Source organism: Polyangium sorediatum, from assembly GCF_029946465.1.
In the GTDB taxonomy this organism is placed as follows: domain Bacteria; phylum Myxococcota_A; class Polyangia; order Polyangiales; family Polyangiaceae; genus Polyangium; species Polyangium fumosum.
In genome coordinates this window covers 181630-205661 of record NZ_JARZHI010000012.1, presented here as the reverse complement: position 1 = coordinate 205661, position 24032 = coordinate 181630, and the positions used below count along the sequence as shown (strand labels likewise).

Below are 24032 nucleotides of genomic sequence, written 5' to 3'. Positions count from 1 at the left end.
GAGAGGCGGGCGGGGCGATCAGGGCTCGTCGATATCGAAGCTCGCCGGCACAAGCGAGAAGCCCGCGCTGGTGCTAGCGCCGCCGATGTAGTTGTAGCCGTTGATGACCCGCGGGCTGATCGACATCGACGCGGTGATCGTGGCGATATTGCATTTCCCCATCAAGTCACGCAGCTTGGGGAACGCCTGGTTGAACAGCGGGGTGTTCGGGTCGAACACTCCGCTCCTCTCAGCGAGCACCTTCGCTCCGACGATCACCCGGAGGTTGTAGTTCGCATTCGTAAGCCCGTCGTAGCCGGCCTCGAAGCCGAGCGTCACCGGATCCTCCTTGCTCACGTACTGGGAAGCGCCGCACGCCGAGTTCAAGGTCTGACCGTTGACCAGGAAGTTCAGGAACTTCACGCGGGAAGGCGCGTTCTCGATGAAGATATCCCGCGAGAAGACCGCCACGGCATTGCCGGTCGCGTCAAGGAACTTGATCTCCAGCGTGTGCACGCCGTTCGGGAAGCCCGTCGTATTGAGGAGCGCGCCGAGGTGCGGGTTGTACCAGAGGTCGTCCGGATCGCGAACCGGATAGCAACCCACGCTGGAGCCCACCGTCTCCGCCTTGACGGGGCTCGCCACGAATCTGCCCGACCCGTCCCATTTGAGGTCGCTGAAGCTCGCGGTGATCTGCCGCGCCTCCCCGTCCTTGAGGAACCGGATCTGGTAGGAATGGTAGCCTTCCGCGTGGGCCTTCGCGTGGTTCAGCATCAAATGCAGGGTCCCCCCGAAGGGGACGTCCTTCACCTTGTAGAAGTACCCCTGCAATTCCGGCGGCGTGACGGTATCCGCGAGGCCCGTCTTGACTCCGCTGTCGAGGATCGCCTGGAACGGCACGTGCCCGATGCCGAGCGGCACGTTGAGACCGAGCGGCAGCCCGGTATCGAGCTCGCCGACGCCGGCGTCACTCGTCATGGCGAAGCGCAGCTCCTTGATGACCTCGATGCTGCGGGGCTCCGGCTTTGCGCCATTGATGGTGACCCCCTCGAGCAGGTCCCGCGCGTCGCTCGGATCGGAGAGGGGGATGAGGAGCAGCTTGTGGTCCGCCGGGGCGCCGCCGACCAGGGTGGCGAGCAGCGCCGTCTGCGCTTCATCGGCCCAATGCAGCGTGAGGGGGTCTGGGGACAGGGGGCCCGCGAACGGCTTCGGAGCCCCGCCTGGCGTCGCATCGACGTGGACCTTGTTCTCCGCGAGCCTCAGGGTACCGCTATAAATGCTGCCGTCCACGCCTGACAGGTACACGCGATCCCCCGCCTTCGTGACGGCGACGCCCCGGACCTCGAGGCCGCTTCCCGCGAGCAAATCGACGGCGCTGAAGGGATTGTCGAGGTTCGCGTCGATGGCCCAAAGGGTGGAGCCATCCGCCAGGAGGATCGTGCCGCCGTCCGGCGTGAACACCATCTGTTTCGGACTCCCGAAACCGTCTGCATGAACGACCCCACCGGCATACACGTAGCCGTTGCCGTCCTCGTCCGCTCCGCACACGTAGGCGACGAGGTCGCCCGCGGCGACCTCCTTCACGATCACGTCCGTCGGCGAGCCGAGGTCGGTCTCCACGAGCTCCGGCTCGTTGCTCGTGCGATACGTGACCCATTCCATCCTGGTTTCATTGCTCGTCGCGTCCTTGTAGATGCGGACCTTGGCGAAGTTCCCCTCGCTGGTCTTGACGGCGTAATGGTGTCCCGCCCCGGACTGACCGTCCTCGGGGAACGACGTGCCCGTGATCGCCATCGCTTCGAGCATGGCGACCGAGATTGCGCTGAAGCCGTTCGGGGGCAGGGACGCGATCTGGGCGACGCGAACCCTGGCGCCGAGGCTCACGAAGCTACCGGACGCATTCCACCGCACGTCGACCGTGTCGACCGCACCGTCGAGTCTGTAGGAGGAAGTGGAGGATTTGGTGATTTTCACGTTGCCGCTGTAGATGATTTCGTACGGCGCCATGCGGATCCGGCGCAGCCGGCCGTCGTCGCTCACGAAGTAGAGGCGCGGCACCTCCGTATTCCCCTCGCGGGGCGTCGGTGCATAGTAGAACGTGCCCCGAGCGTCGGAGAGCGCCTTCAAGAGAGTATAGGTCGCCATAAAAGCTCCTTTCGAACAGCAGAGCCGGGCGCGCCCGCGGAGCCTCAAGAGAGGATCCGCGGGCGCCGCCCTGAGCACGCCACCTGCTGGAAACGCCGGCAGGCAATTACGTGCTCAATTGATTATGTCGCCCGCTCACTCGATTGCAACGTGGACAAAGACGCAACAATGTCCTATCGCGTCGAATGCGACCGCTCTGCGACGGATGGCATAGGTACGAGATGAGAATGGGAGCTTGTTCGAGGTGACCCGCTGATAAGGCAGGGGGAGGCCGGCAAGGCGCCTCCCAATGGACCGCTGCGTGCTCCAAAATGGAGCGGCGACGCCCCCGCGTCAGGTCCAGGCGGCCGGATCGGCCCTGGGGAGGACCCAACGTCAGGTCCAGGCGGCCGGGATCGGTCCTGGGGAGACCCCAACGTCAGGTCCAGGCGGCCAGGATCGGTCCTGGGGAGACCCCAACGTCAGGTCCGGGCGGCCGGGCTCGGTCCTGGGCAGGCCCCATCGCCAGATCCCGCCCGTCGCCACCGGTCCTGGGGACACCCCATCGCCAGGTCCCCGCGGTCGGGATGGTCTTTGGGCAGGCCCCATCACGAAGCGTGAACGGCCCGCAGGGGGTTTGGGGAGGCCCCAAGCATTCTAGGGACAACTCTTGCCGAAAAACCAAACCTCACCCAGCCCGAGGTTCGTCGAGACGGAGGCGGTATGGCCGTCCTCGATGTTGAACTGCACGGCGCGTCCCTTCTGGGGTGGTTCGACGTCGAAGATCGCCGAGCCGGAGGGGCAGGTCGTTCGGATCCCCAGCGTCGTCGGAGAGCCGTTGAGCGGAACGAAGGTGCTCTCATCCTCGGAGATGGTCATCGTCAAATGGCGTACGCCCCGCTCGCCGCCGAGCTGCGCGCTGTTCCAGACCACCACCTGATGGATCTCGTACACCTTGCCGAGGTCGAAGTTCAAGGTTCCCGCGAGGGTCTGCGGTTTCGATTTCCACATGCTCGTGTCCTCGCAATCGTGCAACCCCATGGGGTCGAGGCTGGTCAGGCCACTGCCGTCCGACAGCGCTTCGAACGAGCCACCACAACAACTGCCCATGCCGAGCGAGCTCGCGATCACATTCGAAACCCGAACCAACTCCCCCTCGCACATTCCATCGCCGCCGCCTCCGCCGCCTCCGCCCGCGCCTCCGCCTCCGCCTCCGCCCGCGCCCCCGCCGCCCGTGCTCCCGCTGCCTGCGTCGGGGTCATCGAACTGCCGCGCCTCCGAGGTGCACGCGGTTAAAATCAGGAGCGGTACGATCAACACAAAGGTTCTCATATCGCACCATCCTACGACAGGTCGGCATCGCCCGGGGTGAATTGGAACCTCGCCCCGGACATCCCGACGCGCATGGTGGACCCCCCCGGACAGAGGAGCCATGGCCCTCCGCCGGCCGGCAGCCGATCGGGCGCGTGGAGCGAGCACCGGAAAGAGCGCCTGAGCCCGGCCGTCGCGGCGCGACGCGCGCCTGCCCGCGCGCATCGAAGGAAGCGAGCCATGAGGCGTACAACGAAGCGTCACGAGGGGTTCATGGGTTCGTTCGGTCCAGCGTGAAACACGTCTCGTCGTGAATGGGTGGCACCTCCTACCGGCCGCGCTCCTCGTCCTCGCGTGCAGCGGACGTTATGGCGGCGCGCCCGGCGCAGGCGCGAGGATCACGATCCGGGGCTCGGACACCCTCGTCGTGCTGATGCAGCGCTGGGCCGAGGCCTATACGACGAGCCAGCCGGACGTGGTCGTGGAGGTCTCCGGCGGGGGCACGGGCACGGGCATCGCGGCGCTCATGAACGGAACCACCGACCTCGCCATGGCGAGCCGCCCCATCGCGCCCGAAGAGCGCGCCCGCATCGAGGGGAGCGGCGCGAAGCTCGTCGAGATCCCCGTGGCCCTCGACGCGGTCGCCATCTACGTCCACGAATCGAATCCCCTGTCCGCCCTCACGCTCGATGCGCTCCGAGGCGTATTCGCAGGCAAGATCCGGCGCTGGAGCGAGCTCGGCGGCGCCGATCGCCCCATCGTCCTTTATTCGCGCGAGTCGAGCTCGGGCACGTATGCCTTCTTCAAGGAGCATGTCCTCCAAAAGTGCGACTTCGCGCCGGAGACCCAAAGCCTGCCCGGCACCGCGGCCGTCGTGCAAGCCGTCGCCCGGGACCCTGCGGCGATCGGGTATGGCGGCATCGCCCGCGCCCGGGGCGTGAAGGTGCTCCCGCTCCGGCTCGCGGACGGGAGCGTCGTCGCGCCCGACCACGAGGCGGCGACCACCGGCCGTTATCCCCTGACGCGCCCGCTCTTCGTTTATCTCCGCGCGCCGGCGAACCCCGAGGCCGAGGGCTTCGCGCGCTTCCTCGTCGGCCCCGAGGCGCAGGCGCTCGCCGAGGAGGCGGGCTTTTTCGCGTGGCGGAGCCCCCCATGAGCACGAGCCGAAAGCCTCGCCGGCGCTTCCGCCGTTCGCTCGGGGAGCGAATCGCCGAGCGCGCGCTCGCCCTCGTGGCCGCCTCGGCGATTGGCGCCATCACCCTGATCCTCGTCTTCGTGGTCCGCGAGGCCTTGCCCTTGTTCTGGGACGGCCACGAGGGCCTCGCGCTCGCGGCCCCGCACCGCTACCCCAATTACGACCATCCGGTCTACGTGTGGCAGCCCGTGGGGTATCCGCCGAAGTACGGCGTGGTGCCGCTGTTCGTGGGCACGCTGAAAATCACGGGGCTCGCGATGGCGATCTCCACGCCCCTATCGCTCCTCGCAGCGATCTACGTCGCCGAGCTCATGCGGCCTCGGCGCCGCGCATGGATCAAGCCGATCATCGAGCTCGTCGCGGGGGTGCCCTCGGTCGTCCTCGGCTTCATCGCGCTGACCTACATCGCAGGCGTGACGCAGGACGTCCTCCGGTGCACCTACCGCCTCAACGCGCTCGTCGCCGCGATCGCGCTCTCGCTCGCGGTGCTGCCCGTGATCTTCACCGTCGCGGAGGACGCCCTCCACGGCGTGCCCCTCGCGCTCCGCGAGGCCTCGCTCGCCCTCGGCGCCCGCCGCTACCAGACCGTGACCCGCGTGGTCCTGCCCGCCGCGCTGCCGGGCATCCTGGCCGCGTTGGTGCTCGGGTTTGGCCGGGCCATCGGCGAGACGATGATCGTACTCATGGCCTCGGGCAATGCCGCCGTGCTCGACCCCTCGCCCACGTCGAGCGCGCGCACCCTGACCGCGACCATCGCGGCGGAGCTCGGCGAGTCCCCCCGCGGCAGCGAGCACTGGCGCGTGCTCTTCCTCCTCGGGATGATCCTGCTCCTCATCACGTGGGCGCTCGACGCCGTGGGCCGAATCGTGGTGCGGCGCCTCGCGCGCCGGCTCGACCCTTCCACGGACGAGGGCGCATGAACATCGGCGACCGCAGCCTCCGCCTCCTTTCGGGCCTCGCGCTCTTCGTGGTGCTCGCCGTCATCCTCGCGATCTTCGGGCTCGTCGTGGTCGAGGGCGCAGGGGCGCTCTCGTGGCGGATGCTGGTCGAGGCTCCGTCCAGTGACCTTGCCACGGGCGGCGTCATGCCGGCCATCTACGGCACCGCGGCGTGCACGCTGCTGATGACCGTGGCCGGCGTGCCCGTCGGGGTGGCGACGGCCGTCTACCTCGCCGAATACGCGCCGCGGCGATCCCGGTTCGCGGCGGCCGTGCGCGCGGCCGTGCGCATCCTCGCCGGCGTGCCCTCCATCGTCTTCGGGCTCTTTGGCCTCGGTTTTTTCGTGCTCTTCGTGGGAAAGAGCATCGACGGCCTCTTCTATCGGGACGCGGCGTCCCCCGTCTTCGGCCGGCCCGCGCTCCTCTGGTCGTCGCTCACCCTCGCGGTGCTCACGTTGCCGGTCGTCATCGTCACCACGGAGGAGGCCATCCGCCGCGTCCCCCGCGAGCTACGCGAGGCCTCTTATGCGCTCGGCGCGACCCAACTCACGACGATCGGGCGCGTCGTCTTGCCCTACGCGCGCGCTGGCATTCTCACGGGGGTCGTGCTCGCGGTGAGCCGCGGCGCGGGGGAGGTCGCGCCTATCCTTTTCACGGGCGTGGCCAATTACCTCCCGCGGATCCCGACCGACGTGCGGGACGGGTTCATGCACCTCGGGTATCACGTCTACGTCCTCGCCACGCAGGCCCCGGACGTCGACCGGGCACGAGCGATGGTCTTCGGCACGGTGCTCGTGCTCCTCGTGCTCACCTTCGTGCTCGACGCTGCGGCGCTCCTCCTGCGGGCGAGGGCGCATCGGGGGACACGCTCATGACGGCGAAGATCGAGACGCGGGATCTCTCCACCTATTACCGCGAAAAGGTGGCGCTGAAGGGGGTCACCCTCTCGATCCCCGAGCGCCGGGTGACCGCGCTGATTGGCCCGTCCGGCTGCGGCAAGAGTACGTTTCTACGCACGCTGAACCGGATGCACGAGCTCAGCGAGGGCGTGCGGGTGACGGGCCAGGTCTACCTCGACGGCGAGGACATCTTCGCCCCGCACGTGGACCCGGTGGAGGTGCGCCGGAAGGTGGGGATGGTCTTTCAGCGTTCGAATCCCTTCCCGAAGTCCATTTTCGAGAACGTGGCGTACGGCTTGCGCGTGGCGGGCGAGCGGGATCGCGCCGTCCTCGAGCGCTGCGTGCGCGAATCGCTCGAAGCCGCCGCGCTCTGGGACGAGGTGAAGGACCGATTGCACGAATCCGCGCTCGAGCTCTCGGGTGGTCAACAGCAGCGCCTCTGCGTGGCGCGCGCCGTGGCCGTTCGCCCCGAGGTGCTCCTCATGGACGAGCCCGCCTCGGCCCTCGATCCCATTGCCACGGCGCGGATCGAGGAGCTCATCGTGACGCTGAAGGAGAAATACACGATCGTGCTCGTCACGCACTCCATGCAGGAGGCAAGGCGGATCAGCGATCAGGCGGCGTTCCTGTACCTCGGCGAAATGATCGAGGTGGCTCCCACGTCGGAGCTCTTCGAGGCGCCTCGGGAGCCACGCACGCAGGAATACCTGCGGGGCCACTTCGGCTGAAGGCGGACCGAGGGGCCCCCCCTGCCTCGCGGGCGTGCACGAGATCGAGCCAAGAACCTGTTTACACGCCCTCGCCGCTCGCCGATACTCGGCCGATGGGGACTGCCAAAATCCAGGTCTTTTACCCGATCACGCGGGGGCGCGTCGTGCTCAGGACGGAATTCGATTGGAATCGGTCCGTCGAGCCGACGTATGTCAGCGACGATCAAACGATCACGGAGTTCGTGATCGAATCCGACCAGAAGTACTTCTACTTCAAGCCCGGCCTCGAAATCGACGGCGGGCTCACCTGGTCGCAGGGCGACAACTACCTCGCCACCACGGCCGACACCTCGGTCCGCCGGTGTTATCCGCACTTCTTCTGCTCGGCGCAAGGCACGTTCTCCCCGATCGTCCGCGTGCCGGAGGGCGACGCCGAGGCGAACCACCTCATCCGGGTCTACATCCCCCCGGGGTACGACGAGAACACGGTGAAGCGGTATCCCGTGCTCTACATGCACGACGGGACGAACCTCTTCTTCGGCGACGAGGCCTTCGGCGGCAACGAGTGGCGCGTCGACGAGAACGTCGAGCTGCTCCATTCGATGAACCTCATCGACAAGGTCATCGTCGTCGGCGTCTACGCCAAGGACCGGATGTACGAGTACACGAAGCCGGGCTACGAGCGGTACGGCGACTTCATGGTGAACCAGCTCAAGCCCTTCATCGACGCCCGCCTCCGCACCCTGCCCGATCCGCAAAACACGGCCGTCATGGGCTCCTCGCTCGGCGGCGTGGTCTCGTTTTTCCTGGGCTGGCATTACCCGCACATCTTCGGCAAAGCCGCCTGCCTCTCGAGCACGTTCGGCTACCAGGACGATCTCATGGAGCGCGTGGCGTCCGAGCCCAAGCGAAACGTGCGCTTCTACATCGACAGCGGCTGGCCCCGCGACAACTACGAGCGCACCACGGCCATGCGGGATCAGCTCCTCGCGAAGGGCTTCGAGTTCGGCAAGGACCTGCTCTACTTCGCCTTCCCCGGCGCCCTCCACAACGAGGACTCGTGGGCCGCGCGCAGCCACGTCCCCTTCCAATACTTCTTCGGCAAAGCCGCGCGGATCTGACACCGCCGTGCACAGGCCTCGCCCACTCGGCCCCGACGGACGACGGCCCACCTCTTGCTCCGATGCGCCGCCATGCCTATTGGAGCCCTCATTGTCATGTTGCTGATCGTCGCGGCGCTCGTTCTCGGCATCTGGGCGACGTTCAGCGTACTCGGCGTGCTCGTCACCTTGGCCATTGCCGCGGTCGTCGGCTGGATCGCCGACCAAATCGTGCCCGGCCGCCTGCCGTATGGCTGGGCGGGCGCGATGGTGGCAGGCTTGCTCGGGAGCTGGGTCGGCTCCCTGCTCTTCGGCAACCTGGGCCCCACGATCGCGCGGATCCCCATCATCCCGGGGATCCTGGGCGCGGTGCTCGTGGCGCTCGTGGTGCAGATGCTCATGAAGCGCGGCTTCGGCCCCCGCCCGCGTGGCCCGGAAGCGCGCACCTGACCCGCACCAAACCCACGCGCGACGGGCGCGACTTTTCTCCGGTCCTTGCCTATGGTTGCGCCCGCATGACGGTCGAGCGCGCCGGGCACCCGCCGGTCGAGATGGGCCTCCACGCGGTGGTGCGTGAGGGGCCCCTCGTCCATCTCGTGATACGTGGCAACACCTCGCTCGCGGAGATGCAGGCGATGGTCCGCGTCTACGAGGCGGCCCTCGACGAGTCCGGCTACCTCCTGATCCTGCTCGACATGACGGACGCGGGGGGCCTCAACACACCCGCCCGCAAGCACGTCACCGACTTCATCAAGGCGCACACCGGGGTGATCGCCGCGGCCGTGTACGGCGCGTCGTTTTCCCTCCGCATCACGCTGGACCTCATGAGCCGCAGCGTCCGGGCCCTGTCGCGCCGGACCATCGAGGTCACCTTCCACGCGAGCGAGGTCGAGTGCCGCCGCTACCTCGCCGCGCAGGTCCCCCGCCTCCGCGCGCCGAAATGAACGAAGGCGGGGCACGGGAGCCGGTTGCTCCCGCCCCGGACGTGCGCCTATCCTGCCGGGGTTGATCGGCCGTAAGCTCCAGGAAAGGTTCGAGATCGTCCGCGCCATCGGCCACGGTGGCATGGGGACCGTCTACGAGGCGCGCGCGCTCTCCGGGCAGGAGCGGGTCGCGATCAAATGGATGCACGCGCGTCCCTTCGCCGCGGGGGATCCCGATCTGCTCCGCTTCGTGCAGGAAGCGCGCATCGTGGGCGCGCTCGAATCGCCGCACGTGCCGCGCCTGTTCGAGCTCGCGCAGGACCCGGACGTGCAGGTGCCTTACCAGGTGATGGAGCTGCTCGCGGGCGAGGACCTCGGCGCGCTGCTCGATCGGGTGGGCGCGCTGCCGCCGGACGTGGCGCTGCGCATCGCCGCGCAGGCGTGCAAGGGGCTCGCCGTGGCCCACGCCGCGGGGGTCGTGCATCGCGACGTCAAGCCGCAGAACCTCTTCCTCGCCGCGCGCAAGGACGAAGGGGACCTCGTGGTCAAGGTGCTGGATTTCGGCGTCGCCAAGATCCGCCGCGCCCCCGCAGGCGCGCCGAAGGGCCTCACCGCGCCGTCCACGTCGATGACGGACAGCGGCCAGGTCGTGGGGACGCCGCTCTACATGGCGCCCGAGCAGCTCGAAGGCGCCAAGCACGTCGACACGCGGAGCGACGTGTATTCGATGGGCGTGACGCTGTACGCCTTGCTGGCGGGAAAGCCGCCGCACGCGGACGCGAAGTCGCTGCTCGAGCTCCTGAACCGGCTGGTCAGCGGGCCCCCGCCCCCCCTCGCGGACGTGGCGCCCTGGGTGCCGCCCGCGATCCGGGCCCTCGTCGAGCGGGCGATGGCCGCGAGCAAGGAGGCCCGGTACCCGGACGCCGGCGCGCTGCTCGCCGCGCTGGAGCCGCTCCTGCCCGAGGGCACGGCCCTGACGAAGGAGATGCTCGTCCCGGTGGACGAGGTCACGAAGGGAGAGGCGCTCGCGCGGAAGGAGCAGGCGCCGGAAGCGAACCGCGGAGGCGCCGCCGCGGAGCCACGCACGCCCGAGGTGCGGCGGAGGTCCCCGGGGCGCGGGATCGTCCTCGCCGTCCTGATCGCGGCCGTCCTCGCTGGGATCGTGGGGATCTTGGCGCTGCTTCGGAGGTGATGGCTCTCCTGCTGCGTCGAGCGTTCAGAGCAGCTTGTTCTTCTCCATCATCTGCTGGAGCTTGCTGGGGCCCGATTTCGCGGCCTTCGTGGAGCGTACGACCGGGACCATGCGAATCCGCATGGTGATGGGGTGCGCTCCGACATGCGAGTCCCGGCTCGCCTGGGCGTGAAAGGATTGGCCGCCGGCCCCGTACATGGCGAAGTACCATTTGTCGTTCTTGTGGCTCAGGAACTCGGTGGACAGGTTCTCGAGCGTCACGTAATCCGTGCCGTCGCGCAAGATCACGCCCGCCCAGTGGAAGTTCCAGAGGTCCACCTCCCCGCCCCTGTCGGCCGCGATCTTCTCCCCTTCGTCGTTCACCTGGGTCAGCGCCTCGCCGACGTAGGGGCTGGCGTATTGATTGACCGCAAACGTCTCCGCGAACAGGCGCGAGAGATACCAATGATCGTAGATCGCCCGGTAAATAGCCGCGTACTTCGACATCACCTCCTTGTCGAGCGTGCGCCCGTGAAGCTGGTCGATGCTTTCCTTCAGGCCGAGGTAGCGAGCGCGCTTCCTCTCATTCGATTCGTTCTTCGCGAGGTCCTCGAGGATCGCGGCGAACTCGGGTACCGCGTAGAGGAGCGTCGCATACATCGCGCGGTTGGCGCCCGCGTCGGAGTTCCCCTTGTACGCGGTCTTGTTGACCGGCGGGAGCAGCCGCATGCTGTTGTCCGGCGCCTTGATCACCACCTGCTCACTGTCGTCGAGGCCGAGGGGATGGTCATCGGATCCCATGACGGTCTGGCTGTTCAGGTGGCAATCGGCGTGGCTCACGTGCTTCGACGTGTCCTGTGCATTCAATATCGCCAGATCGCGATGGTAGGTCGATGCCTTGGTCAACTGGTGCCGACCGGGCCGCATGCGCACCGTCACCTGGAGGAGATCCGGGTCGTCCCCGTACACGGCGCCGGTCGGCACGAGCTGCACGTACGAGCCCCTGCCGCCATTGACGGCGTCGAGCGCCATGTTCGCGGACTCGATGAGCTCTGCCCTGGCGTAGAGGGTCTTCTTGTCCCACAGGACGATGCCCCCGCGATCGGAGGTGCGATCATTGAAGCCGTCCATCACGTAGGGCGACCCCGTGTAGCGCTGCACGGTCCGCCCGTCGGAGGCCCGCGGAAACGATCGAACCGAGGCCCGGCCGGGGGAATGCGGCTGCGGCGGGCCCGCCGGAGGCCGCGGCCCCCCCGCCGGGCCGGCCGCCGAGGGCTTCGGCTGCGCGACGGTCGCAGGGTGCGGCGCCCGCGCCGGCTGCGCCACCGTGGCCATGGGCGGCCACGTCGCCCATGGAGAGCGCTTCGGTTGCGCAACGGTCGCCGGGTGCGGCGCCCGCGCCGGCTGCGCCACCGTGGCAGCGTGCGGTGGTCTCCTCGGATCCGACGGGCGTGTCGACACGCAAAGCTCCTTGCTGCCCGAACGTCTCACGCACCGAGAGAGTGGGGCAAACAAACCGAGAATGTCCCGGTGGATGAGCCCGAGGCCGCTCGCCCCAAGGCTCGGCGCGTTCGCTCGGATAGGAGCGTGTCGTGGGTCCGGGACGAAGGGCGACCGTGCAGCGCGGTTTCTGTTCCGTTGGCATTCGTGTTGCTGACCTTCGTGCCTGCGAGAAAGGAGATCGCCTCATGATCCGACGCTACCTGGTTCACGCCGCGGTGTGCGCTGCCTCTGTCCTGTTCTTTGGCTGCGCGGGTGAGGAAGCAGGCTCGGCTGCGCGCGACACGGGTCATTTGACCGTGAACTGGACCATCAGCAACCAGCGAGCTGCGAACTACTGCGTGGCGTACGAAGCGACCGGCGCGCTGATCGACATTCGCAACGACAAGGAGGAGTTCGTCGCGCAGATCCGCGTGCCTTGCAGCCAGTTCGAATCGAGCATCGAGCTGCCCGTGGACAAGTATCACGCGACGATCGTGCTCGTGAAGGAGAACGGCGACCCCGTCGGCAACAAGATCGATCTCGGCACATTCAAGATCGGCGCCGGCGACGATCTCGACCGCGCGGCGACCTTCGCAATGCCGCCGCCCCGAAGCTGAAGCAACACGAAACGCATACGGCCGTGGGGACATCGGGGCATCGTTCGCCCCGCGTGCCCCCATTTCCGTGCTCGCGCGTGGTTCGCCCTGCGTTCAGGGATCGAGCGGGCCGACTGCGCCGGGGCGCCGGAGGCCGAGCTCGCGCCGTCGTTCCTCGAACCAGGCGCGGGCCTCGGTATGTGTATCCAGAAACCGGACGGGGAAGCCAGTCGTGCGGCGGAGCAACTGGATCGCACGAAACAGCATGGAGCCGAGGACACGAAATTGATACCTGGCGCCAACGATGGCAACGCCATGAATCGTCACGTCATCGTCCGGCGTACCAGACGTCTCCGACGCCACACGGCGCGCCTCCGACGAGAGGTGCACCATCCGATGAAGGTCGATGATCAAAAACACGTAGGGCTTGCCGTCGGAAAAACGCCGCCGGATGGCAGTCAAGCGCCGAACGTCGTCGCCGGTGACGTGTCCGACGTAGTGGGCAATGGCCAGGTCGGGCTCCTCGATGATCGCAAAGGACTCGTCACGGACAGCGGACATTTTGAGGCAGATGGTAACGGAGGCAGGCGGAGAACGGCAAGGATCGTCTCCGAGGGGGGCGCTGCGCTGGGGCTTTGCCCCAGGCCCCACCCGGGGCTGTCCGCCCCGGGACCCGGACCAGCCAGGGGCTGGACCCAAGCTCGATGAACTGCGCGATGCGCAGTTCATCGAACAGGCCCGGTCAAGACCGGCAGCGACGCTGCCAACCGAGCCAGCCGCGTGGCGGGTTCGGCTGGCACCCTGGGTTCTTCGTCGGCCTGTTTGAAAAACTGCGCACCGCGCAGTTTTTCAACCCTGGGTCCAGCGCCTCGCTGGTCCGGGGTCGAGGGGGCGGACAGCCCCCCGCGGGGACCGGGGCAGCGCCCCGGAGCGACTACGACCCCCCGAGCACTTCGCGCACTTTGCGGAGGAGCGCTTCGGGGGTGATTGGCTTGGGGATGAAGTTGATGCCTGAGTCGAGTACGCCGTGATGCACGATCGCGTTCTCGGTGTAGCCGGACATGAAGAGCACCTTCATGGCGGGGCGCACGTTTCGTAGGCGTTCGGCGAGCTGCCGGCCGCTCATTTTGGGCATGACGACGTCCGTCAAGAGCAGGTGGATCGTCGCGCCGTGTTGCTCGCATACGAGCAGCGCTTCGCCGCCGTTTGCTGCTTCGATGACGTGATACCCGGCTCGTGACAGGATCCCGCGCACCAGCATGCGGACCTGCGGGTCGTCTTCGACGACCAGGACCGTCTCCGACCCGCGCACGCGACTCTCCTGGGCCTCGGCTGTGGGCGCTTCGACGGCGTCGTCTCCGGCGCGCGGGAGATAGACCTTGATCGTCGTCCCCTTCCCCGGCTCGCTGTAGACCCATACGCAGCCGCCGCTCTGCTTGACGATGCCGTAGACCATCGACAAACCGAGCCCCGTGCCCACGCCTTTGGGTTTGGTCGTGAAGAAGGGCTCGAACATCCGCGCCTGCGTCGCTCGATCCATTCCCACGCCGTTGTCGCTCACCGACAGCACCACGTGTGGCCCGACGTTCGCTTCGGGGTGTTCGCGGACGTATTCCTCGTCGAGGTCCGTGTTTGCTGTCTCGATCGTCAACTGCCCGCCTTCTGGCATCGCGTCGCGGGCATTCACCACGAGATTGAGGAGGATTTGCTCCATTTGCCCCGGATCCACGAAACATGGGTGGAGGTCCGGTGAGAGCACGGTGCGCAGGTCGATGTCCTCGCGCAAGAGCCGGCGGAGCATCCGATCGATGCCCGAAACGATGGTGTTGAGATTCAGCACGCGGGGCGAGAGGATCTGCTGGCGGCTGAATGCGAGCAATTGCCGCGTCAGGTCGGCGGCGCGCTTGCCGGCGAGGCGGATTTGCTCGACCTCCTCGCGCATCGGCTCGCCGGGGCGGAGCTCGTCGAGGAGGAAATCGCTGTAGCTGAGCACCACCGACAGGATGTTGTTGAAGTCGTGCGCGACGCCGCCGGCGAGGCGACCGACGGCCTCCATCTTTTGCGATTGCCGCAGTTTTTCTTCGGTGCGCTCGAGCACCTCGCGCGTGCGCTTGTGCTCGGCGAGCTCGGATTGCACGGCCGAGAGCAAACGAGCGTTCGCGATCGTCATTGCGACGAGATCGGCCAGCACGAGCAGGAGGTCGACGTCGCCCTGCGCGAAGGGAGCCATCGCCGCGCCCTGGCGCAGGAGGGTGAGCGTCCCGAGGATCGTGCCTCGGACCTGGAGCGGGACACATACGACGCTCCGGAATCCGATGTGCTCGAGGAGATGGGCGAGCTCCGGCCGGAGCTCTGCCGTCCACGACGCGGGGAGCGGATGGTGCATGACGAGGGGCTGCCGCGTCCGGATCACGGTGGGAGCGAATCCCCCCTCGTCCCGCGACATACGCCGCGAGCCCATCAGCGCGACGATGGTCGTGAGGGTCTCGGGATTCGGGGCGAACTCTGCGGCCACGTCCCACCACGCGCCGTCCTCCGACACGAGCCCGAGCACGCAATATGCGTCCATGAGCCGCCCGGTCTCCTCGACGACCGTGTGCATGAGGCGTTTGTAATCGTTCGTCGTCGCGGCGAAGATGCGGGCGAGCTCGGCCAGCATGCGCAGCCGGTCGATGCGCGCGCCCTCGCGAGCCGGATGGTCGTGGTCGTCGTGCTGCATGTCCCCCTCCCCCTCCTATGCAATGCGCGAAAGGCCTCCGGCGTCAATGCCCCGCGGGGAGGCCTCCGCCCTTGGACTCGTCGGGGGTCACCGCGAAGGGCGCGAGGAACGCGAAGAACACGGGCGGGATGGACGCGAAGAGCACGATCGTGAAGAAATGCGCGTGCCCCACGGCCTCTTGAATGGGGCCGCTGATCATCCCGGTGAACATCATGCTGAGGCCCATGATGCCGGTCGCGAAGGCGTAGTGGGCGGTCTTGTACGGCCCGGGCGCGAGCTGCTGCATCATGTAGACCATGTGCCCGACCGAGCCGAACCCATAGCCGAATTTCTCGATCGTCACGACGGCCGTGATGAGCCAGAGATCCTCGGGACGGGCGTGGCTCAGGTAGAAGTACGTCAGGTGGGGGACGTTGAGGGCGAGCGCGAGGAGCACGAACGAGCGCTTGAGCCCGAGCCGCCCGCAGAAGAGCCCGCCGAGCAGCGCCCCGACGATGAAGCCGCCCGTGCCGAACGTGCCGTTGATGTTGCCGAGCGCCTCGTTGTCGAGCCCGAGGCCTCCCACCTCGCGCGCGTCGAGCATGAACAGGGGCCCGATCTTCTCGATGAGCCCCTCGCCGAACCGATAAAAGAAGACGACGAGCAGCATCATCACGATGTTCTTCTTCTTGAAGAAGCTCGCGAATGCGTCGCCGAAGGTCCGCGCCGCGTCCCCGATTCCGCTCGGCGCGTCCTCCGCCTTGCCGCCGGTGGGCAGGACGTTGATGTGCCAAACGCCGGAGATACCCATCAGCGCGGCGAGCAAGCCCATCACCACCATCCAGGCTTTCGCCCAGTCGAGCCCGAGCCCGTTGTGCAGCCAGCCCGTGAAGGTCACGAGCAGACCGGAGGCGATGAGGCGGCCGACGTTCCAGGCGAGCCCCTGAACCCCGGCGTATTTCGCCTGATCGGTCTCCGACATCGAGCTGATGTAGATGCCGTCCGCGGCAATGTCCTGCGTCGCCGAGGCGAAACCCGTGATCCAAAAAAAGGCGAGCGTCGGACCGAGATAACTCGGGAGCGAGAGCGAGAGCGCCACGCAGCCGAGCGTGACCATCATGAGGAATTCCATACAGAGCACAAAAAACCGCTTGGTCCTGAACATCTCCACCACAGGGGACCAGAGCGGCTTGATGACCCACGGCAGGTACATCGAGCTCGTGTAGAGCGTGATGTCCGTATTCGAGAGGCCGAGGTTCTTGTACATGATGGCCGCGACCACGGAGACCGTGATCATCGGCGTGCCCATCGCGACGTAGAGCGAAGGCACCCACAACATCGGGTGCCGCCTCTTTGCATTCGAAGGCGTGGCCTCGGCGCTCGCCGGCGCCGCGGAGAGGTCGGTCATGGCGCGATGCTACGAAAAGGACCGGCCCCTGTCTCTGGAAAAACGACGCTCAGGGTTTGGCGCGCTGCGCGAGCCCGAGGGCATACTCGGGCCACCACTCCCCGGCGCGGGGCCCGCCGTTGCAGGCCCCGTCCGATTCGCCGGGGAGCTTGATCCACAGATAGGCATCCACGAGCGGGTCCCCCGTCTCGGCCGAGGGCGGACGGCCGAGCGCGCGTCCATCGGGGTTGCACCATTGCAGCTCCTTTGTCGGCCCGTTCCCGTTCCGGCTCGTGTCGACGACGAAGGGCTTGCCGGAGAGCAGCGTCGAAATTTCCTTGCCGTACGCGACGCTCTCCTCGGTGGTCACGAAATTGGAGACGTTCAGGGCGAACCCGCGCGCGCCGGCGATCCCCGCGGCGCGCAGGCGCTCGGCCATCACGGGCGGGGGTTGCCATTTCGCGTTGCCCGCGTCGATGTACACGGAGACCGCGCCGCTCTGCCCGAGGACGGTCACCGCGTCCCTGAGGAGCGCGAGCCTCTCCTCTTGTTGCGCGGGCGTGAGGCAGTCTTTCAAGAGCCCGAGCGCGTCCGGCTCCAGAATCACGGCGGCGCGACGCGCGCCGATCCCGCGGGCGAACGCCCGGATCCAGGCCTTGTATGCTTCCGCGGCCGAGGCCCCGCCCGCCGAGTGATTGCCACAGTCCCGGTACGGGATGTCGTACGCGACGAGCAGCGCGATCGCGCCCGCGTGATCGATCGCCGAGACACGCCAGTCCACGTCCGCCGTGACGTCCTGGTTCCAGTCGCCGAACCAGAACGACTGCGGCTCACGGGCGATTTTTTCGATCATGGCCGCGTCCGCGGGGCGGGCGTCCCGCCACGCCTCGACCTGCCGGCGCGCGTTGGAGCCCGGGTCGACGAAAAGGCGACCTCCGGGGAACGGGTTTTCCCCGGGCGCAGGCAACGCCGCGCTCCCGCGCCCGTCCGGCGTGCCCGCCTCAGGCCTCGGGATACACGCGCAGAGGAGCGCCGCCGAGGCGACGACCCAGGGGAGGACACGACGACGCCGATCCATCCTTATCGTGTAGTGCTGTTCAAGCTTCGAAAGCAACGGTCGTGTCGTGCCCCTGGCACGGGATGGCACGCCCCTGTTCCATCGATTGTCGCGCGGATGGATTTTTCTCCGCCGCTGGGAATGACGAGAGCGGCGCGCGGCTCCGCGAAAAAACTCGTGGAGCCGCGGGGCGCTCCGTGAGAATCTTCTCCCCGACCACGATCTTTTTTATCAGGAGGCGAGCGATGCGAGTCATAGGGGCATCCTTCATCTTGGGCATCGTCATGGCCGTCGGGATGGCCGTCGGGTGTTCGGCAGGCGGCGGGGGCGACAAGACGCCCGCGGGAGGTACGGGCGGCGCAGGCGCATCGGGAGGCCAAGGCGGAGCCGGCGGCGATATCTTCAACCCCACGGGCGGGATGGGCGCAGCGGGCGGCACGCCGGTCGGCGGCGACGTGATCGTGAACGCCAACTGCAAGGCGAACTGCGACGATTTCCCCGCCGAGCCGATCTTCGACGGTGTCGCTCCCTCGAACGCCCCCGAGCTCTTCGGCGCGCCCGACAATTACACGCCGGGGCTCTGCATCGTCGAGCCGCACCTCGGCGACTCGGGCAAACACGGCGCGTTGTTCCCGGCAAACTGGCTGCGCGTCCGGTTCCGCGTCAAACCCGCGAACAACGAGAACCTCTTCGAGATCCGCCTCAAGGCGGCAAACCAGACGAACGAGCTCGTCGCCTACTCGGTGAGCCCGGTCTGGGCCATGCCCAAGGAGATCTGGGAGGCCATCGGTGTCAAGGGTGGCGCCATCGATCAAGAAATTCAGGTGACCATCCGCGGCGTGAACTCGCAGAACCCCGGCACACCCACGGGCGCGACGGGCACGTTCACGATCGCGCCCGTCACGGCGGGCGGATCGATGGTGTACTGGGCGGCGACTTCGTCCGAGGTCACGCCGACGACGAGCAAGCTCGTCGGCTTCTATGTCGGCGACGAGACCACGATCGACGCGCTGACGGTGCCGCAGGTCCAGCAGGGCAACATCCTCTCCGAGGGCGGGCGCGAGCTGCGCGGCAAGTACACCGATCCCAAGGGCGTCCCGCAGGGGCGCGCGCAGTGCATTGGTTGCCACGTCTCGACGCCCTCCGGCGAGGAGGTCGGGTTCACCGATCACTGGCCCTGGAACAACGTCGTCAGCACCATCAAGGAGGGCAAGGCGGGCGAGGTGCCGACGTACTTCACCGCGGGCGCGCAGCGGCTCTTGAGCCAGCCGTGGCTCGGAATGATGACGTTCTCCAAGGCGATCTGGGGCCCCGGCAATCGCATCGCGCTCACGCCCTACGCGAACCGGAACGTCGACATCGGCTTCACCGACAGCACCGGTTATGGCTCCGACCGGCTCGCGTGGTTCGACCTCGAGACGAACGCGAGCATTCCCTGGACCGAGGGGCAAAGCGGGCCGACGAACGACGCCATCAAGGGCGTGCAGGGCACGGCGTGGGGCTTCCTCCAGACGAGTGGCGAGTCACAGGGCATCGTCGCCCCGAACTGGAGCCACGACGGTCAAACGATCGTGTACACGTCGGCAGGAAAATCCCAGGACGGCCGCATCGCCGACAATGTCGAGACCGATATCAAGACGGTCCCCTACAACAACCGCCAGGGCGGCGCTGTCGCGCCGGTCCAGGGCGCGGCGACGCCGGGGGTGTCCGAGTATTACCCGTCGTTCTCCGCGGACGACAAGCTCATCGCGTACAACCGCGCGGGCAACACGAGCGGAAAAATCTACTATCGTCCCGACGGCGAGGTGTACGTCGTCCCGTCGAACGGCGGGTCGCCAATCCGCCTCGCGGCGAACGATCCGCCGGCTTGCACGGGCCAGACGAGCCCGGGCGTCATCAATAGCTGGGCCAAATGGTCGCCCACGGTGCTCGGGGGCGTGCCGAACGGCAAGACCTACTACTGGCTCATCTTCTCGTCGGCGCGGGATTACCCGGGCGCGTTCATCGTGCCGCCGAACCAGTACAGCCCGCCGGACACGCGCTCCTCGCAGCTCTACATGACGGCCATCGTGCGCGACGCGCAGGGCAACTACGAGACGTACCCGGCCGTCTACATCTGGAACCAGGATCCGAAGACCAGCAACCTGACGCCGGCCTGGGACATCTTCGACATCCCGCCGCCCCCTCCCCCCAAGTAATACAATAAGGAGACGGCTTCGGGGTTTTGCCCGCATCCGAGGTAAAACTTTCGGGTGCGGGTAAAACCCTCCGCTCCACGCGCGCCCGCGCGCCCTCCCCGTCATGTTTTTGTTGGTCACCCGCATACGGGTGGTTGTCAGAGTTTCCGGATCTGGTGTAAGGTCCCCAATTCATGGACCGCCGCTTCTCCGGAGCGCTCCCGCGCGCCGCGTCCGTTGCATTTTTCCATTTGGTCATCGCTGCCGCGCAGGTGGCCAACGCGGAGCCGAATGACGACGCCGCGCTCGATCTAGCGAAAAAAGCAATCGAGGCAGATTACCTCGGCACCAAGTTCGCCGAGGCAGAAAAAAAGCTCAAGCAAGCGCTCACTCTCTGCGGCCCGAAGTCCTGTTCGAACAAGGTCGTGGCGCGGCTGCACCGGGATCTCGGCGTCGTTTATGCCGGCGGGATGAACAAGGTCGAGGACGGCAAGGCCGAGTTCGTCGCGGCGCTCAAGGCCGATCCCGACATCACGCTCGATCCGGATCTCACCTCCGAGGAGATCGAGACCGTCTTCAAGGACGCAAAGGCGGCGGCCGGCATCGGCGGTACGCCCGAAGCTTCCCCGAGTCCGACGCCGGCCCCAGGGCCTGTCGCGCCCGCACCGGCGCAAGGTGATCTCGTGCATACGCCTCCGCGGGAGCAGACCGTGATGACGCCGGTCCCGCTTTATACGGAGCTGCCGGATGGCGTGGAAGTCACCAAGGTCGTGCTCCAGTACCGGCCTTTTGGTGCATCGGCGTGGAAGACGCTGGAGATGCAGAAGGTCGAGAAGGGGTATGGAGCCGAGGTCCCCTGCCTCGACGTCGGGAGCGTGACCGGGCAGCTCAAGTATTTCATCCAGGCCTTCGACAAGGACAACAACGCCGTCGCTTTCGCCGGCACCCGAAAAGAGCCGCTGAACGTCGAGATCAAGCTCCAGATCGAGGGAGCGTCGCCGAGCTTGCCGGGCAAACCGCCGCCCGCGCGCTGCTCCGAGGCGGCGGATTGCCCGCCGGGGCTCCTCGGGTGTCCCAAGCCGGGCGAGGAAAAGACGTGTCCGGAGGGGGAGGTCTGCGACAAACCGCCGGAGGCGCCGTCCCTCGCCCGGAAAAACTGGGTGACCCTCGGCCTCCAGCAGGATTTCCTGGGGCTCTCGGGCACGACGGGGACGTGCTCCGGCGGCAACGAGTATACCTGCTTTTCGGGCGATGATTACTACGAGGCCATCCCGTACGCCAAATCCGGCGGCGAGCTCGCCGGGGGCCTCGCGGCCGCGACGACGCGGATCTTCGTGGGGTACGAGCGGGTCTTCGGGAAAAACTTCACGGCCGGGCTGCGTGCCGGGTTCGTGTTCCGCGGCGGGCCGCAGGCGCCGGGCGGCGCGGCGTTCGTCCCCATTCACGCCGAGGCGCGCGCGGCCTACTGGTTCGGCGCCGATCCGTTCGGAAGCGCGGGCTTCCGGCCCTTCGTGACGCTCGGCGGCGGGCTCGCGCAGGTCGACGCCTCGGTCAAGGTCACGGTGTACAATACGGAGCAGGACTTCGTCGCGGACAAGAGGCTCGTCCTCGACGCGTGGAAAAAGTCCGGGCTCGTCTTCATCGCGGCAGGCGGCGGCGCGATGTACGCGATTCGGCCGAATACGGGACCTCTCGCGGAGGTCCGGTTGATCCAGCTCTTCGGCGCTTCGGGCACCGCGCTCAGCGCCACGTTCGGGTATTCACACGGCTTCTGATCGGCCGGTGTTCAAAGATGTATTTCCAGAGGTGGTGAGAGGAGCTCCGATGCGTTTGTCCTCGTTGACCATGGTGCTCTGTGGTGTGCTCGCGCCCCTCCCGGCGCTGGCGCAGGGGGATCCGAAGGCTGCCGAAGAGGACGCCCCGGTGCAGATGCAAAACACGAGCGCGGGGGGCGCGGCGGCCGCGCCTGCGAAGCCCGCGCCTGCGCAGACGGCGCAAAAACCGGCCGTCCCCGATGTCCAGACGCCCCAGGGCCCGCCGCCGAGCTTCGGCAATTCGAGCCCCGTGGTCACGGGCTCCGGAGGCAATGCCGGGAACAAGGCCGAAGGGTTCGATTTCCACGGCTACTTCCGCGCCCCGATGCGAATCGGCATGGGCGCCCGCGACAACCCCCTGCCGGATCAGAGCCGGACGACCCTGCACGCGCCCGTCGTGCCGGACGATCAATACCTGAACTGGCAATACACCGGCCACCAGGCGCGCGACTGGGCCGAGCTCTACTTCAGCTACTCGAAGGGGTGGGCCAAGGCCACGGCGGGCATCCTCGCCTTCAACTTCACGGACGCCGCGTGGAAGGAGAACCTCGCGCAGTTCGGCATTGCCCAGGGCTGGGTGACGCTGACGCCGGAGCTGCCGTGGCAGAACGTCCGGCTGGAGGCCAAGGTCGGCAGCTTCTGGGGCCGTTATGGCATGGCGGGCCGGTACGACGCCGGGTATTACGACACGTTCCTCTTCGGCCGCACGCATACCCTAGGCGAGACGCTCCGCATGGAGATCGACGTCGCCGACTGGACGTTGTGGGGCGAGCAGGGCTTCGGCGTGCGGCGCCCGAACCCGAGCATCTACAACGACGCCCGCTTCACGCTCGTCAATCACCTTCACGCCGGCGTGAGCTGGAAAAAGACGGTCGACCTCTCCTTGCACCATTTCTACACCTGGGCGCAGGAGGAGGATCGGCCCGGCTCGGCCCTGACGAACGTGCCGAACGGCAACATGAGCGTGATCGGCGCGGACGTGCGCGTCGACGCGAACATGTACGGGTATCTCTACGCAGGGTTTTCCCACATCTCCGCGGAGAACGCGCGCGTGGTCGGGCCCGCGGTCGAGGTGATCCACGCGAACGGCGGCGGCGAGTTCGCGCTCGGCATCACGAGCAACTACCTCGACGGTCCGACGCGCCAGAGCAACGGCAACGGCGCGGTGAACACGCTGCTCGCGCAATACGAGCTCAGCATCGCCAACATCCTCACGAACATGAAGACGCCGGGGCAGCGGTACTGGGGCGAAGGGCCCGACCTCAAGATCGCGGCCTTCACCATGGTGAACTTCATCTCGAGCGACGACCCCGACATGGACGGCGTCCGGAAGCTCAAGTACGGCTTCGACCTCAACGGCCGCATCAAATCGTGGTTCGGGCTCGGCATGCGCTTCGACCGCTTGCAGCCGAACTCCAGGATCCCCGAGCAGTCGTTCGCGATCCTCTCGCCGCGGATCGTCTTCCGCTCGGACTGGCTCGCGCACGAGGAGATCGCGCTCCAGTATTCGCGTTACTTCTTCAACCAGCGCGAGTGCGGCAATACGGCCGAGCCGCTGCTCTGCACGCAGCCGCCGGCGGCGCCCACGCTGCCCGACGGCTTCGGCGCGACGACGACGAACCAGGATCCGGGCAACCGCGGCGCGCCGGCGACGCGCCCCGATCTCAATGTCATCCGGCTCCAGGCCTCGATCTGGTGGTGAAGGCGAACATGAACAAGGCGATGACATACACGGTGGGGGCCTTCGTCGCGCTCTGCGCGTTCGCGCCGGCGATCTCCGGGTGCATCCCCCGCCAGCCGGGCGGCGGAGGCGCGGGCGCGGACGCCAGCACGGGCGCCGCGAACTTGCCGGACGCCAAGGCTTGTCCGGCCGATGGCCTGCTCGACGACGGCGAGGACAACAACAACCAGATCGCGCTGCACAAGGGCCGCGGCGGCTACTGGTACACGTTTGCCGACCAGGCCGGCTCGACGATCACGCCGCAGGCGGGCGCGCTGGGCGGCACGTTTTCGATGAGCCCCGGCGGTGCGAACGGCTCGCAGAGCGCGGCGCGCATGAACGGCAAGATCGGCGGATCGGGCACCGTCTTCGCGGGCATGGGCTTCAACTTCGTCGATCCGAAGGCGCCGGCCGACATCTCGCAGTACAAGGGCATCTCGTTCTGGGCGAAGCGCGGGGAGAACTCGGCGGGCGCCGTGCGCGTGAAATTGCCGGACACGAACACGGATCCGGAGGGCAAGGTCTGCACGGAGTGCTTCAACGACTTCGGCATGGACATCCAGCTCACGACGACGTGGACCCAGTACTTCGTCCTGTTCGGCGCGGCGCAGCAGCAGGCCGGGTGGGGCCAGCCTCGCCCCGGCGCGCCCGAGCGCGCGAAGATGTTCGGCGTGCAGTGGCAGGTGAATACGCCTGGGGCCGACTACGACATTTACATCGACGACGTGCAGTTCACCGGGTGCCCGTGATG

The 24032-nt window shown here is 67.3% G+C and carries 20 protein-coding genes; 13 read left to right on the top strand and 7 right to left on the bottom strand.

Annotated elements, in window-relative coordinates:
• Positions 1–18: 18 nt before the first annotated feature.
• Complete coding sequence (locus QHF89_RS16935; RefSeq protein ID WP_136972994.1) at positions 19–2124, bottom strand: hypothetical protein; 2106 nt, start codon at positions 2122–2124, stop codon at positions 19–21.
• Positions 2125–2760: 636 nt separating this feature from the next.
• Positions 2761–3435: a discoidin domain-containing protein gene (locus QHF89_RS16930; protein ID WP_284720586.1), complete on the bottom strand. Its 675-nt coding sequence runs from the start codon at positions 3433–3435 to the stop codon at positions 2761–2763.
• A gap of 289 nt (positions 3436–3724) precedes the next feature.
• Here QHF89_RS16930 and QHF89_RS16925 point away from each other — a divergent pair, with 289 nt between their 5' ends.
• The 8 genes from QHF89_RS16925 to QHF89_RS16890 all read left to right on the top strand — a co-directional run bounded on the left by QHF89_RS16925 (position 3725) and on the right by QHF89_RS16890 (position 10371).
• Positions 3725–4570, top strand: a complete 846-nt coding sequence (locus QHF89_RS16925) for a PstS family phosphate ABC transporter substrate-binding protein (RefSeq protein ID WP_136972992.1) — start codon at positions 3725–3727, stop codon at positions 4568–4570.
• The gene (pstC, locus tag QHF89_RS16920) at positions 4567–5529 is read left to right on the top strand and encodes a phosphate ABC transporter permease subunit PstC (protein ID WP_136972991.1); all 963 of its coding nucleotides are present in this window, start codon (positions 4567–4569) and stop codon (positions 5527–5529) included. The genes QHF89_RS16925 and pstC overlap by 4 nt, the downstream gene beginning before the upstream one ends.
• The gene (gene pstA / locus QHF89_RS16915; protein WP_136972990.1) at positions 5526–6422 is read left to right on the top strand and encodes a phosphate ABC transporter permease PstA; all 897 of its coding nucleotides are present in this window, start codon (positions 5526–5528) and stop codon (positions 6420–6422) included. Before pstC ends, pstA begins: the two co-directional genes overlap by 4 nt.
• Positions 6423–6430: 8 nt before the next feature.
• Positions 6431–7174, top strand: a complete 744-nt coding sequence (gene pstB, locus QHF89_RS16910) for a phosphate ABC transporter ATP-binding protein PstB (RefSeq protein ID WP_342763962.1) — start codon at positions 6431–6433, stop codon at positions 7172–7174.
• Between the two features lie 95 nt (positions 7175–7269).
• Positions 7270–8277 carry an alpha/beta hydrolase gene (locus QHF89_RS16905; RefSeq protein ID WP_136972988.1) on the top strand — a complete coding sequence of 336 codons (1008 nt, stop codon included), beginning with the start codon at positions 7270–7272 and terminating at the stop codon, positions 8275–8277.
• Between the two features lie 96 nt (positions 8278–8373).
• Positions 8374–8706, top strand: coding sequence for a GlsB/YeaQ/YmgE family stress response membrane protein (locus QHF89_RS16900; protein WP_211365650.1), 333 nt, complete (start codon positions 8374–8376; stop codon positions 8704–8706).
• A gap of 65 nt (positions 8707–8771) precedes the next feature.
• Positions 8772–9200, top strand: coding sequence for an STAS/SEC14 domain-containing protein (locus QHF89_RS16895; protein WP_136972987.1), 429 nt, complete (start codon positions 8772–8774; stop codon positions 9198–9200).
• Between the two features lie 61 nt (positions 9201–9261).
• A complete protein-coding gene (locus tag QHF89_RS16890) occupies positions 9262–10371 on the top strand; it encodes a serine/threonine-protein kinase (protein ID WP_136972986.1) in 1110 nt (369 codons plus the stop codon).
• Positions 10372–10395: 24 nt separating this feature from the next.
• Here the strand turns inward: QHF89_RS16890 and QHF89_RS16885 are convergent, their stop codons facing one another.
• Positions 10396–11685 carry a hypothetical protein gene (locus QHF89_RS16885; RefSeq protein ID WP_136972985.1) on the bottom strand — a complete coding sequence of 430 codons (1290 nt, stop codon included), beginning with the start codon at positions 11683–11685 and terminating at the stop codon, positions 10396–10398.
• A gap of 353 nt (positions 11686–12038) precedes the next feature.
• Between QHF89_RS16885 and QHF89_RS16880 the strand changes: the two genes are divergently transcribed.
• Positions 12039–12449 (top strand): hypothetical protein, encoded by a 411-nt coding sequence (locus QHF89_RS16880; protein WP_136972984.1) that lies wholly within the window; start codon positions 12039–12041, stop codon positions 12447–12449.
• A gap of 93 nt (positions 12450–12542) precedes the next feature.
• Here QHF89_RS16880 and QHF89_RS16875 read toward each other — a convergent pair whose 3' ends face one another.
• From QHF89_RS16875 to QHF89_RS16860, 4 genes are all read right to left on the bottom strand, one after another.
• Entirely contained in the window at positions 12543–12989 is a 447-nt protein-coding gene (locus QHF89_RS16875) for a hypothetical protein (RefSeq protein WP_136936568.1), read from the bottom strand.
• Between the two features lie 373 nt (positions 12990–13362).
• Positions 13363–15147: a GAF domain-containing hybrid sensor histidine kinase/response regulator gene (locus QHF89_RS16870; RefSeq protein WP_136973303.1), complete on the bottom strand. Its 1785-nt coding sequence runs from the start codon at positions 15145–15147 to the stop codon at positions 13363–13365.
• A 43-nt stretch (positions 15148–15190) separates the two neighbouring features.
• The gene (locus QHF89_RS16865) at positions 15191–16534 is read right to left on the bottom strand and encodes an MFS transporter (RefSeq protein ID WP_136973304.1); all 1344 of its coding nucleotides are present in this window, start codon (positions 16532–16534) and stop codon (positions 15191–15193) included.
• Between the two features lie 49 nt (positions 16535–16583).
• The gene (locus tag QHF89_RS16860) at positions 16584–17591 is read right to left on the bottom strand and encodes a glycoside hydrolase family 6 protein (protein ID WP_136973305.1); all 1008 of its coding nucleotides are present in this window, start codon (positions 17589–17591) and stop codon (positions 16584–16586) included.
• A gap of 263 nt (positions 17592–17854) precedes the next feature.
• On the opposite strand from QHF89_RS16860, the gene QHF89_RS16855 reads away from it, so the two are divergent.
• The 4 genes from QHF89_RS16855 to QHF89_RS16840 all read left to right on the top strand — a co-directional run bounded on the left by QHF89_RS16855 (position 17855) and on the right by QHF89_RS16840 (position 24030).
• The gene (locus QHF89_RS16855; protein WP_284720585.1) at positions 17855–19768 is read left to right on the top strand and encodes a hypothetical protein; all 1914 of its coding nucleotides are present in this window, start codon (positions 17855–17857) and stop codon (positions 19766–19768) included.
• A gap of 173 nt (positions 19769–19941) precedes the next feature.
• Entirely contained in the window at positions 19942–21522 is a 1581-nt protein-coding gene (locus tag QHF89_RS16850) for a hypothetical protein (protein ID WP_136973307.1), read from the top strand.
• A gap of 49 nt (positions 21523–21571) precedes the next feature.
• Complete coding sequence (locus tag QHF89_RS16845; protein WP_136973308.1) at positions 21572–23263, top strand: hypothetical protein; 1692 nt, start codon at positions 21572–21574, stop codon at positions 23261–23263.
• An 8-nt stretch (positions 23264–23271) separates the two neighbouring features.
• Positions 23272–24030 carry a CIA30 family protein gene (locus tag QHF89_RS16840; RefSeq protein WP_136973309.1) on the top strand — a complete coding sequence of 253 codons (759 nt, stop codon included), beginning with the start codon at positions 23272–23274 and terminating at the stop codon, positions 24028–24030.
• The last annotated feature ends 2 nt before the right edge of the window (positions 24031–24032 follow it).

Bases quoted from the DNA above. Each gene is read 5' to 3' on its own strand.
- QHF89_RS16900 (WP_211365650.1), top strand. From the start codon at position 8,374: ATGTTGCTGATCGTCGCGGCGCTCGTTCTCGGCATCTGGGCGACGTTC.
- QHF89_RS16860 (WP_136973305.1), bottom strand. From the start codon at position 17,591: ATGGATCGGCGTCGTCGTGTCCTCCCCTGGGTCGTCGCCTCGGCGGCG.
- QHF89_RS16865 (WP_136973304.1), bottom strand. From the start codon at position 16,534: ATGACCGACCTCTCCGCGGCGCCGGCGAGCGCCGAGGCCACGCCTTCG.
- pstA (WP_136972990.1), top strand. From the start codon at position 5,526: ATGAACATCGGCGACCGCAGCCTCCGCCTCCTTTCGGGCCTCGCGCTC.
- QHF89_RS16930 (WP_284720586.1), bottom strand. From the start codon at position 3,435: ATGAGAACCTTTGTGTTGATCGTACCGCTCCTGATTTTAACCGCGTGC.
- QHF89_RS16875 (WP_136936568.1), bottom strand. From the start codon at position 12,989: ATGTCCGCTGTCCGTGACGAGTCCTTTGCGATCATCGAGGAGCCCGAC.
- QHF89_RS16905 (WP_136972988.1), top strand. From the start codon at position 7,270: ATGGGGACTGCCAAAATCCAGGTCTTTTACCCGATCACGCGGGGGCGC.
- pstC (WP_136972991.1), top strand. From the start codon at position 4,567: ATGAGCACGAGCCGAAAGCCTCGCCGGCGCTTCCGCCGTTCGCTCGGG.
- QHF89_RS16885 (WP_136972985.1), bottom strand. From the start codon at position 11,685: ATGGCCACGGTGGCGCAGCCGGCGCGGGCGCCGCACCCTGCGACCGTC.
- QHF89_RS16895 (WP_136972987.1), top strand. From the start codon at position 8,772: ATGACGGTCGAGCGCGCCGGGCACCCGCCGGTCGAGATGGGCCTCCAC.
- QHF89_RS16850 (WP_136973307.1), top strand. From the start codon at position 19,942: ATGGACCGCCGCTTCTCCGGAGCGCTCCCGCGCGCCGCGTCCGTTGCA.
- QHF89_RS16880 (WP_136972984.1), top strand. From the start codon at position 12,039: ATGATCCGACGCTACCTGGTTCACGCCGCGGTGTGCGCTGCCTCTGTC.
- QHF89_RS16855 (WP_284720585.1), top strand. From the start codon at position 17,855: ATGGCCGTCGGGATGGCCGTCGGGTGTTCGGCAGGCGGCGGGGGCGAC.
- QHF89_RS16935 (WP_136972994.1), bottom strand. From the start codon at position 2,124: ATGGCGACCTATACTCTCTTGAAGGCGCTCTCCGACGCTCGGGGCACG.
- QHF89_RS16845 (WP_136973308.1), top strand. From the start codon at position 21,572: ATGCGTTTGTCCTCGTTGACCATGGTGCTCTGTGGTGTGCTCGCGCCC.
- QHF89_RS16870 (WP_136973303.1), bottom strand. From the start codon at position 15,147: ATGCAGCACGACGACCACGACCATCCGGCTCGCGAGGGCGCGCGCATC.
- QHF89_RS16840 (WP_136973309.1), top strand. From the start codon at position 23,272: ATGAACAAGGCGATGACATACACGGTGGGGGCCTTCGTCGCGCTCTGC.